This window comes from Scytonema sp. PCC 10023, from assembly GCF_963920835.1.
Classification (GTDB): Bacteria; Cyanobacteriota; Cyanobacteriia; order Cyanobacteriales; family Nostocaceae; genus Kalymmatonema.
Genome location: NZ_CAWUDP010000171.1, coordinates 1 through 11,921 on the forward strand (window position 1 = coordinate 1; position 11,921 = coordinate 11,921).

The 11,921-nt window shown below is 36.6% G+C and carries 8 protein-coding genes and 1 pseudogene; all 9 read left to right on the forward strand.

What is annotated here, in order from left to right; genetic code table 11:
- The first annotated feature begins 272 nt into the window (after positions 1-272).
- Positions 273-1,454 (forward strand): hypothetical protein, encoded by a 1,182-nt coding sequence (locus ACM0OZ_RS45890; protein WP_414589642.1) that lies wholly within the window; start codon positions 273-275, stop codon positions 1,452-1,454.
- A 672-nt stretch (positions 1,455-2,126) separates the two neighbouring features.
- Positions 2,127-2,294, forward strand: a complete 168-nt coding sequence (locus tag ACM0OZ_RS45895; RefSeq protein ID WP_414589643.1) for a plasmid partition protein ParG — start codon at positions 2,127-2,129, stop codon at positions 2,292-2,294.
- 96 nt (positions 2,295-2,390) lie between these two features.
- Positions 2,391-3,107 (forward strand): hypothetical protein, encoded by a 717-nt coding sequence (locus tag ACM0OZ_RS45900; protein WP_414589644.1) that lies wholly within the window; start codon positions 2,391-2,393, stop codon positions 3,105-3,107.
- A gap of 54 nt (positions 3,108-3,161) precedes the next feature.
- Entirely contained in the window at positions 3,162-4,253 is a 1,092-nt protein-coding gene (locus tag ACM0OZ_RS45905) for an effector-associated domain EAD1-containing protein (protein WP_414589645.1), read from the forward strand.
- Between the two features lie 222 nt (positions 4,254-4,475).
- Positions 4,476-5,918, forward strand: coding sequence for an effector-associated domain EAD1-containing protein (locus ACM0OZ_RS45910; protein ID WP_414589646.1), 1,443 nt, complete (start codon positions 4,476-4,478; stop codon positions 5,916-5,918).
- The gene (locus ACM0OZ_RS45915; protein ID WP_414589647.1) at positions 5,903-6,889 is read left to right on the forward strand and encodes an AAA family ATPase; all 987 of its coding nucleotides are present in this window, start codon (positions 5,903-5,905) and stop codon (positions 6,887-6,889) included. The genes ACM0OZ_RS45910 and ACM0OZ_RS45915 overlap by 16 nt, the downstream gene beginning before the upstream one ends.
- On the forward strand, positions 6,882-8,204 hold the full coding sequence (locus tag ACM0OZ_RS45920) for a hypothetical protein (protein WP_414589648.1): 1,323 nt from the start codon (positions 6,882-6,884) through the stop codon (positions 8,202-8,204). Before ACM0OZ_RS45915 ends, ACM0OZ_RS45920 begins: the two co-directional genes overlap by 8 nt.
- Positions 8,201-11,515: a dynamin family protein gene (locus ACM0OZ_RS45925; RefSeq protein WP_414589649.1), complete on the forward strand. Its 3,315-nt coding sequence runs from the start codon at positions 8,201-8,203 to the stop codon at positions 11,513-11,515. The genes ACM0OZ_RS45920 and ACM0OZ_RS45925 overlap by 4 nt, the downstream gene beginning before the upstream one ends.
- Before the next feature lie 22 nt (positions 11,516-11,537).
- Positions 11,538-11,921, forward strand: a pseudogene (locus ACM0OZ_RS45930) (molecular chaperone); the annotation flags it as partial.

The window sequence follows — 11,921 nt, forward strand, 5'->3', positions numbered from 1 at the left end:
GCACTGAATTGGATTTGCAACCTAATGATGTTGATAGAGAGCGCGACCCGTTTTGTGGTATACATTAGAGGATGTTTGTCAATTATCCATTTATACTAGCCTTAGCTACTGGAAGCTGCGGCTACACGAGACAAAACCCGCGCAGGCGGGTTTAGAACCTTTAATTTTTTGTTAGTCCGTGCAGGTGTACTTTGTTTTTGTACTAATGAATTATATTCGCCCAAAACTTTTAAAACATTCTCTTCACAAAGGTCAAACTAGAGGTGATATTTATGCAGCACCTACGCGAGCTTTTGGCAATGGGTGATTCTGTGATAGCTCAGTTTTTACGGTCTAGCTTGCACGGACTAAAAGCTTCTTTAAAGAAAACTCAGGAACAATTTCCACAAGACCCTGGAGCCGATATATGCGATGCTGTGCTGCAAGAACTCCAAAGCCTTTTGCAACTACCTTCTGCTGATAGCACCACTAAACAAAGCCAGAACACAGTAGCAACCCCAAAAGAAGATTCTGATTTGGAAGATACTCAGCAAACCAAATCTGAACCTTTAAAATTAACCCCTCTCCGAGATGCTTTTAATCCTGAAAAAGACAAATATCTGAGCAAATATTTAGGAGATTTCCAACTTCATAGTCAAACAGATTCAGATTTATGGAAGGAAATTCAACATAAACTATTACGGCTTCCAAAGGAAATGGCTACGTCTTGGAGAGAACGTGCTTTGGAACTAGCTAAAGCTGCTCAAGCTGAAATTGATACATCAAATAGGGAGCAACTTCGCTTCAAAGATAATCAAGATATTTACCCTGGACTTAAAGGATCTGTTCAGGTTAGGGGCTTATCTTTATCTGAATCTAAAGATGCATTTTTAGATTCACAAGTTTTACAGGAAAATAAATATGAGGATTTGTCTGAGGATCTGAAGTTGCTTGCTTGCTTGATATCTATTTGTATATATTCTATTGATATAGAACCAGATTTGTACCATGCTTTGGAAACTGTAAATAAGTTTGATACCATGTCTTTGCATTCAAATCCAGATGAGCGTCAGAAGTATATTAACGCTCTCAAAGAACGCTTTCAACGTACAATAAAAGCTGAGGAAAGTGGAGAATCACTAACAATTTTAAAAGCTTGGATCAACATAGATGAGGCAATAAACTCTCTTGTGTTCGTTCCACCTGCTGATTCTGACTCTTGGTGCGGCGAATTCAAGAAACAATCACGACGTATACTTATTGGGAAAGTTAAAAAAGCAAAAGAAGAAGGTCATGATGTGCGAATTCAAGAATTGTCAGGAGTGTATGCTGATATTCACAATTTATCTTCGAGTTATGACTTGCCATTGAAGATTGGGGGTATTCCAGGAGAGGTACAGGCTTGTCTGCGAGTATATGCTCGAATTAACCAAGAAAAGTTTCCGGGAAGAGTTATATATCGCTCATCAAAGTAGGGATGATGGAAAACTTTGGAACCTGAAGATGGCGTGTATGAATAAAGAAATACGTTAACTAAGGAAAACTCCCACACTTTAATACTCTAGAGCTAGGCAATATCGTTCGGGTTGCTTGAAATGCTAAAGTAGCGATCGCACCCAATACAAGTCGGATAAGCATACTCTTATTTAAGAATGCTGGCAAAAGGTATCAATTCTTAAAAATCCCACTACACATGAAATTTTTGTAGGCGCGCATAGCAGTGCGCCCTTACTGCATCTGTAGCTTGATTAAAGCAAAATAGTATTATATCAAGTCCTATTGATTGCCCATAATTGCAATACTGTAAAACCAAGGGTTTCAGGCATTTTTATTAAGGATGTTTGACCGGGCATGATATTATTCCTTTTTTTATTTACATTTTTTTAATTAAATAATTTTTTTTCTGAAAGGCTTTGCTTCTATTTGCGATTTAAGATTTTATCTGAAAATAAGTTATAGAACCAAAACGACTTCCTCTATTTATAGAGAGAAAAAAATTATAAGTATATTGTAAATATAAAAAATAAATTCATATTTTTTGATATTATTTTACTTCACAAAAGCTATTTGTTCTGATAAGATCAATTTCATATGAGGTTTTGTACATTTGTAATTTTGTATAAACATTACCAATAGAATTATTTGCTATGCACATTAGTATTGCAGACGAGCTTAAAAAGCGATTCCATGCAGCTTGCGCTTTGCGAGGACTAAAGATGAGTCAAGTTGTAGTAGAGATGATTGAGCAATGGCTGAAAGCTAATGAACCAAACTCTGCTAGGGAGTTGAAGGAGCAAGACACCGCTGTGAATTAGAGTTTGCTGGTAGTGTCACTGAGATGATAGTAATTGCGATAAATTCATCGCGTTAACTTGCTTAGTACCAATAATTTACAATCCCAGGAGCTATAAATGACTCAACAAGAATGGTTGATTGATCAAGTTACGCTACCTGATGCTGAGGCTATTGAGCAAATAGAGCGTGAACTTAGTTCCAATCAACGAGGTAGTCGGGAGTCAATCAATCAACCACAGGCAGTTACTCTAGCTGTACGGCTACAAGATATTATGATCTGGGATACCAAAAAGTGGTTTGGTGATTCCGAAATGCGGTTAGATGCGCTGGTAGTTCACGGTAATGCTATAGAAGGTGAACCAGCAAGTGTTTATATGCCGAAAACATTTCGTTTTCCTGGAATTAAAAGTCAGGATCGCCTACCTACGGGTGAGAACGGTCTATTGATATTCTATGGAGAGGCTCTGCACTTCTTAGATATTTTTATCACAGTATCGCGCGATCGCAAAGACTCAGAAGACTTAGCACCCCTACTTTACAAAAACTTGCAGTCACCTGAAGTCCAAGGAGCAGTTAGTACAATCCTTGAGCTTGCCGTTGCGACATCGCAGGTTAGCTCTATCACCACTGTTTTCAAAGCAGCCTTAAATCTAGGTGATTTTGCTTATCAAATACTTAACAAAGTGACTGGCAATACCATAGGAGTATACCGTAACTCATGGTTGCAGTATACAGATGGATTTGGGATCGGTCGCCATCCTCAAAATGGTTCTCATAAAGCGAAGGATTTATCCTTTTGGTATGAAATTATCAAAGAAGAACCTCAAATTTAGTCACCCATAAAGATTTATCAGTTATTAGTTGTTTAATTCACATAGGAGAATAGTATGGTATTTTCTGGTGACGAACATGAAGAACTATCAGAAGCTTTGCAAGATGCGTTTCGGGAGGAAGAGAGATTTGAACGATTTGTAAAATTTACATTTAACAAAAACTTATATAGGATAATCATTGCCAAGAATTTAGAACAATTGGCATTTAAGTTGATTGAACGTGCGGACAGTGAAGGATGGCTTAGGGACTTAGTTTTAGGTGCGCTTCAATCAAATCCTGGAAACCAAAAATTAATAGAGTTTGGTCGTAAGTTTTTTACAGATACTTCATTTCTTAATATTTCTTTGCCGCCAGAACTATCAGAAAGAGGTTCTCGAGAAAGAATTATTAGAGAAACTAATTCTTTTCTAGATCCTATTACATGGCTAGTAAAGTTGGGTGCAATTCTGCCGCAAGTATGCCGTATTGAATTTCCCAAAGGTAAGGCACAAGGTACAGGGTTTTTGATTGCACCAAATGTGGTTATTACCAATTTCCATGTAATGGAAGATGTAATTAATGGAAATGCTACTTACAGCGATGTTATTTTGCGTTTTGATTATCAAAACTTAAGAGATAACAAACCTAGCAGAGGTACAGAGTATCGTTTAAGCGAAAAATGGTTGATTGATCAAAGCCATTATCTAAAAAATAACGAAAATGGATTGCCAACACTTGACGAACTAGACTACGCTTTGCTGAGGGTTAAAAATGAACCAGGAAACAGATCTGTTGGAGAAGAAGGTTCTCCAGCACGGGGATGGATTAAATTACCCAGTGAACCAGATAATTTTTTGTCTAATACTCCATTATTTATACTGCAACATCCAAATGGTCAGCCCTTAAAGCTAGCATTGGATACTAATGGAATTATTGATGTTAATGAGAATGGCACAAGGGTTAGATATAAGACTAATACTAAACCTGGTTCTTCTGGTTCTCCTTGTTTCAACAGTAACTGGGATTTAGTAGCACTGCATCACATGGGGATAGAGGGCGAATACAATGCTGGAACGCCCTTCAGTGCTATATGTCAGCGTTTAGAGAAACAAAGATTACAGGAACAAAGTTTATTAAATGCTTTACAAAGTGGTCAAGTAATATAGGAATTTTAAATGATATGTGAGAAAATTTAAGTAATGTATGGTAAGCTCTGCCCACCAAAACCTGGATATGCTGAGCAAAGCCCTAATAAAATGAAATGTTTAGTAACAGTAAAATTTTATTATTATGATTTTACTGTCTCTTTTAGAGAGCATTATTTTCCAATGTCATGGTAGTAAACTTTGTAAACTAACTTTTCAAAGTTACGATAGTATTATTAACCAGTGATTGATGACTGCTTATATATGTATATGGGAACAATTAACCTAAATGGTAAGGAACAGGAACTACTGTCAACAGCTTTGTGTGATGCATTTAAAAGTCCGTTTGATTTTCAAGCATTAATAACCTATAAATTGAGCGAACCATTTAAATTCGTAAAAACTGATGATCGTTTAGATCAAGTGGCTTTTAATTTAATTCAAGTAGCAGACAGTCATGGATTATTTGAAGAATTGATGGATGGTGCGCTTCAGAAAAATCCTAATAATCCAAACTTAAAATTAACTGTTGCTGTTATTACTTTAAATTATATACTTAAACCTTCAGAGCAAGAGGATATTAAAGAAATGTATAATTTCTATCTTAATTGTTGTTCTGAGATGTCAGGAGAAAATGATAATAATGGACATCTCATTCCTGATAAAGTTGAGATAGTTTTGGATAAAATTTTACAATTAGATAGGGAATTAGATAGGCAATTAGATAGGCTTGGAGAGTTAGCATCTCATCTTTACGTACAAGCAAAATTTTCTAATTTAACTGATTTAGAGGAATGGGGGAAAAAAAGAACAAATAACTTTTCTGAATGTTTGATTAAGATAGAAAATGAGAAGAATAACTCTAAGGATAAACATAAGGTAGTTGAAGCTTTACGTAAACTAAATTTTTATGAACAAGTAGATTTATTTAATGATTTTTTAGAAGAAATTTCAGTCGGAGCTTGCATAATTAATGGTAAAACAGGTTATGGACAAGAATGGCTATTAAACCGATTAATACCATTGATTGCCAAGGACAAGAAAAATAACCAAAATAAGGAAATGCAGTGTATTCCGATTTCAGTAAGTCAAACCACCTATTCTAGTAAGATTGATTATATTTTGTACGACTTAAATAAAAGATTAGGTAATCAATCTAAAAATCTTAAAGAAATTCAACAGAAAATAGACGCAATTATCCATACTGTATGTGAAAATTTAAAAAAACGAAGTGTGATTCTCATATTGAAGTTAGAAAATTTTGTGTCTACAAAAAAAGAATGTATACACGAATTCATAAATAAAGTCTGGAAAAAGTTAGTTGAGAAAGCTTGTAAAGATTATAAAACTTCACATCCGCACAAGTTATTGCTATTTTTAGTTGATTTAGAAGACTGTATCGAAGATAAAGAATCATTGAAAAATTTGTTAGAAGAAATACATCATTCTCCTTCATTAGTAACATTGCTGAAAATTCAAAAATTTTCTGATGAGCATTTAACTACATGGACAAATCATGAAATCGATGATTTACCAAAAGTGTTGCGTAAAGGAATCTCGGTAAATACTAAGGAATTATTATTAAATCAATGTAAAGATGGTGAGCCTCTGTTAGTACTAGAGTATATTTGCAAACTATGGGGTCATGAGTTCTTCGATCTGGAGTATATATGGCGCAATTATTAAAAAAATATACAGGTCAAGTTCAACCACAACCTGGTGACAAAGACGAAAACGGACAATTATTATATCCTTATCTACCGAGTCCTGAACTAATAGAAGTGGTTAACCTTGCTATCTATCTACAGCGACCCCTTCTTCTAAAAGGAGAACCGGGATGTGGTAAAACAAAATTAGCTCGTGCTGTGGCTCATGAACTACAGCTACATTACGAAGAATGGAATATAAAATCCACTAGTCGAGCGAAAGATGGTCTGTATACTTATGACGCAGTTGGACGCTTACGAGATGCTCAATTAGCTAGTGCAAAGAGCCTTTCACCAGAAGATTTTAACGATATTAATGAACGGTTTAAGAAACCCATTAGTTATGTAAAATTTGGGCCGCTAGGAAGAGCTATTGAAAATCAAGAAAATCGGACAGTACTGCTGATTGACGAAATTGATAAGGCTGATATTGACTTTCCTAATGACTTATTAGTGGAGCTTGATAAATTTGAATTTGAAATTGAAGAGGTTAAAGAAAAATTTAATGCTAATAAGTATCGACCAATTGTTTTTATCACTAGTAATGACGAAAAAGACTTGCCAGACGCATTTCTGCGTAGATGTCTGTTTCATTATATTGAATTTCCCAGCAAGAGATTGATAAAAATCATCAAAGCTCACTTATCAACTGAACAAAAAGAATGGTTAGCAGAAGATTTGCTAAAGGAGATTATTAAGAACTTCGAGACACTACGAAAAGAAATGCTTAAGGTTAAAGGACAATCTGGCAAGATAGTCAGTACTAGTGAATTGTTAGATTGGGTTAAAGCTATCATCTATGAGATCGAGAAGAATAAGAATAAGGATAATCAGAATCAGGTGACATCAACATTATTTCAACCATTGGTGCATGCTGGTGTTTTATTAAAAAACTGGGAAGATTACAAAGCTTTTGCAGCACAAAATAAATTAATAGATACTTATGAGTAAGGAAATTGCAGAGGAGACTCAAGAAGCTCAAACAGAAGAATTGCTACTGCTTGACCTATTCATGGATTTGCGTAAGAAAGGTTTACGTTTAGGTATTGATGAATATAAACTACTACAAAAAGCTTTGCTAGCAGGGTTTGGTACTGACCCTTTTTCTCTCAAGCGTTTATGTCAGGCAATATGGGTGAAGTCATCTGAAGAACAGCGTATATACGACAAGCTTTTTGAAGAAAAATTACAGGATTTAGAAAGACAAAGTTCCACTTCAAGGGGTGAAGATAAACAATCATCCTCTAGTACAAAATCCCAAACACCCGAGACTGTAAGTGAATCTAAATCTCAGGCGACAACAGAATCAGTAGATGATAAACCTGAGCAAACATCGTCGTCTTTAGATCCCACAATACCAGAACCGATAGATAACAAGTTTAACCAACCAAGCCCGCCTACGCAAAATGCAGATGAATCGTCAACTCAAGCAACATTAGAGCAAAATGAGGCGGAATCAAGCAATACTTATTACAACACTAATAGCACTGATAGCACTGAATTAACTTGGTCTACCTTTGATCTAGAATCAACATTAAACATTAAAAAGATTAAAGATGAGAAACAGGTAGATAAGGCTTCGTTAATGAAAACCTTCATGTTAACAGGAGAATACTTTCCAGTCACAGGGCGACAGATGAAACAAAGCTGGCGTTTCCTCAAGCTTCCAGTGCGTGAAGGACTACCAGTAGAGTTAGATTTAGAAGCTACAGTTAAGCAAATTGGGTACAAAGGTATATTACTAGAGCTTGTGCTAGTACCTCCCCGTGTGAATCGGGCTGAGTTATTTTTATTACTCGATCAAGATGGTTCAATGGTGCCATTTCACCTACTATCCCGTCGCTTGGCTGAAACGCTTTTACGTGGAGGACGCTTAGGAAAAGCAGGTATCTACTATTTTCAAAATTGTCCAACTGAATATCTTTATCGTGACTGTTATCGCCAAGAAGCGGAGTTAATAGAAAACTTTCTTCGTCCACTGCGTACTGAACGTTCATCAGTTTTGATTTTTAGTGATGCTGGTGCAGCTAGGGGAGGATACAGCAAAGAACGAGTTGAATTAACTAAAAAATTTCTTGATAAATTGAAACGTAAAGTACGTTATATAGCTTGGCTAAATCCTATGCCGAAAGATTCTTGGAAAGGGACGACAGCACAAGAAATAAATAAAATTGTTCCAATGTTTGAATTTAGTCGTCGCGGGCTTCAAGATGCTATCGGTGTACTAAGAGGACGCCCTACAAATTTTGAAGGACGGACAATATGAGTAGTACAATTGCTGGACGACGTATTAAGTCTTTTCGTAGGCACTTTGATGAAAGTATTCTAATTTTGGCTTGTCATGCTGCTTTTCCTATAGCACTTACTCCTGATTTAGTATATCGTATTTGGGCAAACTTTAAGCAAGATGTTCATGGTAATGCACTTAATATTCCTTGGGTAGCAGTAGCAAATTTGTTGCTTTCTACTTTAGTTAATGAGGTCGGATATGAACTTTATGAAATGGATGGAGCAGTACGCAGTGAACTGCTAAAAAAATTAGAAAATGATCCAAGTTTTGGGCAGCCACGAATAAAAGAATTGTCGTATTTTTTGCAAGCTTATGTAAGGCAAAAACTTGAAAGTAACGACCCCTATGAACGCGATTTTGCTCAAGTCCAACAAGTGATAGCACTAGCTTATGTAGAACCAAATCAAGCAGCTCGTAAACTCGCATCAAAACTCACAGAGGTATACAACGAAAAGAAGCAAGACAAATATGAAGTAATACGACTGACATCTTTAATAGAAACTTTAGCAGAACCTTTAAAAGATTATCCGCATCTTCTAAGTTACTCTCGTGGAATGTTGAATTTGGTTCTTGATAATCATGATCTGGCAATATCTGAACTTCAAAATTTGCCAGTAAAAAGGCGAGCAAAAATAGAAGAAAAATATTTCATTTTATCTATTCCTCAGCGTCAAAAGCTAGCCCCAAAAGAAGTAAAGTTTGACAGTGACATACTAGAACACCTGCACAAATACAAAGAGTATGGTAAAAGTATACTGCGAGGACTAAAATCGTTAGAACCATACCAGTCCTCAGCAAATGAAATTTTAGACAACCGCCAACTTCAAGAGTGTCTCAAAAGCCTGAAAGATGCCGCTAACAAAACCGTGGAACTGGCATCCTCCCCTGTGAAAATCGCCGTTATGGGAGAATTCAGTAGTGGTAAAACACTACTAGTTGGTAGTCTCATTGGCTACGCTGATGCCTTACCAGTCAGTGAAATTCCCACCACAGGTAACGTCACAGCCATCCACCTACTTCAGCAAGATAATTTCAAAACCACGGAATTTGATGACTTTATCGTCGAGTATCTTTCTCCCCAAGAAGTTCAAGAATGCTTGGACTTTATGTTAGGTCAAGCAAAGCAACGGGCACAAGCATCAGAACTTCCTGCTTTCCCTCAAGTAAATTCAAAAACATTGAATGAGGATACCCTAAATAGTTACGAGAAATGGTGTGAGTCAGCATGGAATCAAACTCAAAACCCAGACCTGCGTTATCTGCTGCGAGAGTTGATCGTTTTTCTTCGTACTTATGTTAACTATGGAGCTTCTTTGTGTGGTGAAAGCCTCAAAATCACGCACACTAAGGCTCGTGAGGGTTTAAAGCTAACCAGTATATCGCCAGCAAATCAAGAACTCAAATTTGAAGATATACCTGAAGTTACCAAGCTACCTGTGGATAAAAACCGACCCTCATCAGAGTTATTGCAAAACAGCTTTTCACTCATCCGGCGTGTAAACATTAATGTCAAAATCTCCAAAGAAATTTGGAATCTGGGAACAACACAAGATACCGCAAAGTTTATTTTGCTAGATTTTCCTGGGTTGGGGGCAGCAAATTCGGGAGTGAGAGATACTTTTGTGTCATTGCGAGAATTAACACAAGTACAGACAATTCTCATCTTACTTAATGGCAGAACCCCAGGAAGCGATCGCGCCCAAAAAATCTTCAACATGATTGAACAAAAAAGACCAGGACAAAACCTCAAAGATTTTATCCTGGTGGGAGTGGGTCGATTTAATCAACTCTCCATAGAACGTGAACAAAAACTTGACCAACTGATTAATTCTGCTACCAACAATCCTTTAACAGAAGCAACTGTTTTCCAAGAATTTAGCGGACTCAAAACTATCATTGGCCAAGCAGAAGCATTGACCAGCCAAAAAGACCGCATCGTCTTGTTAGACCAACTGATAAGTTTGGCAGATTTAGCAAAACTTTCCAGTGCAGTGAAAGTAGGTTCTCAAGAGTTTTTGGCTAAATTAGAAGATCAAAATGATAGTTCTCTACAACAATCTAAGCGGATGCGTGAAAAGTGGCAAAGCTTAAGCAAGAGCCTTTTAGCAACAAACCCACAAAGTCCTCTTGGTAAACAACTTGGTTATTTTGCACAAGACGGCGGTATCAGTAAATTACGGGAGTTGATTCTAAACCACGTAGCTGCTCACAGTCTGAAGCAATTATATGAAGACACTCGTAAAGGTGCCGATAAATTACGTAAACAACAATACAACCTGAAACACATACTATCAGACTTGGGTATATCTTCAGAAGAAAGTCCAGCTTTGAAAGAGTTGCGCGACGCTATTGAGAAAATATATAGAAAGTACAGTAGCTTCAAAGATAATCTTGGAAAACAGCCGCTCAAAGACGCAAAAGGAGTTGCTATTAACGATGTCATCAGAGATGAAGTAATTTATAAAATCCGCGAATGGAGGCAGTGGAATTTGCTGTTCAACCGAGTGCAAAATGGCAGAATTGTACTTCCATCTTCAACAGAAGGTAAAACCGAGCTATTTGGTGGAAGAAACCAGCCAAATGTTAACATTCCTACGAAGAGTGACGACTTTTATGAGGTATTTGAAAACACTGTTAAAGAGCTAAAAATTTTTGCTGAGGATTGCATCCAAAAAGCAGTTAATCATTTATTGCAAAATTTATCCAAGGAATTATATACAGCGATTGACCAATTAAAGGCAAAACTCCGTGAGGAAATGGAAACAGAAATCGAAGAAAAATTTAGTGAAGAACAGGCTTATATATTTTATGTTTTATATCAAGGTTACAACCCGGAAAAATGGGGAGAACTTGAGAGCATGAAAGAACCATTTCAAGAAGAGAAGGATATTGAAACAGTAACTGTATTTCCCCTAGCACGTAAAGACGAAAAACACGAGAGTGGTCAAATTTTTGATTGGGCATCAGAATACAAACAATATAGTTCTGTGTCTGCCCAAAACCACCTACCTCAAATACTGCGACTGCGAGATAAATTAACTACTAGCCTTATTCTACATTTAGGCGAATATGTAAGTCAAATCAATAAGAAAGTTGATAAGGCAATTTTGCAGATACTCAATATTTTGACTCCTGAACTAGATACAGTGCTAAGAGAAGAGGCATTGCTCAGATACATTGTAGGCGAAAAACAAGAAATTAAGGAAGCTGATTCTGTCTCACCTATTCTCTCGCAAATTGCCTCCATTCCTACTCCTGAGGTTGCTAGTTTAGCAAATGTATATTAAAAAATAATAGAATATTTGTAATATGTTAGAAGCATTTCCTGGTTGGTTAGCTATAGATTTGGGTACATCTAATTCTACTGTGACACTCTACGATCCAATTGAAGTACCAATTGCATCCAGCCTGCCAAAGGAGCAAGAAATGCGGTTACGCCAACTATTAGCACAATGGCTGAATTCACCTGCTACTAATGCTTTACCAGGTGTCAATGCTAGCGAGTGGAAAAAGTTTATTGATGACATTAGCAAAAATTTGGAAATAGAACCAAGTCGGTTACATGAATTTTTTCAAGCTGATAACCAAGACCGATACCTAGAAGGTGTTCGCCAAATTGAACTATGTTTAGGCAGAAGTGAGCAGTTTCGTAAAGCTGTCAGCAAAAAACTTTACCAGATATATCATGAAGTG

What these genes read in the sequence shown, in the direction of transcription:
- ACM0OZ_RS45925 (WP_414589649.1), top strand. Translation starts at nt 8,201, where the DNA reads ATGAGTAGTACAATTGCTGGACGACGTATTAAGTCTTTTCGTAGGCAC.
- ACM0OZ_RS45895 (WP_414589643.1), top strand. Translation starts at nt 2,127, where the DNA reads ATGCACATTAGTATTGCAGACGAGCTTAAAAAGCGATTCCATGCAGCT.
- ACM0OZ_RS45905 (WP_414589645.1), top strand. Translation starts at nt 3,162, where the DNA reads ATGGTATTTTCTGGTGACGAACATGAAGAACTATCAGAAGCTTTGCAA.
- ACM0OZ_RS45890 (WP_414589642.1), top strand. Translation starts at nt 273, where the DNA reads ATGCAGCACCTACGCGAGCTTTTGGCAATGGGTGATTCTGTGATAGCT.
- ACM0OZ_RS45900 (WP_414589644.1), top strand. Translation starts at nt 2,391, where the DNA reads ATGACTCAACAAGAATGGTTGATTGATCAAGTTACGCTACCTGATGCT.
- ACM0OZ_RS45915 (WP_414589647.1), top strand. Translation starts at nt 5,903, where the DNA reads ATGGCGCAATTATTAAAAAAATATACAGGTCAAGTTCAACCACAACCT.
- ACM0OZ_RS45920 (WP_414589648.1), top strand. Translation starts at nt 6,882, where the DNA reads ATGAGTAAGGAAATTGCAGAGGAGACTCAAGAAGCTCAAACAGAAGAA.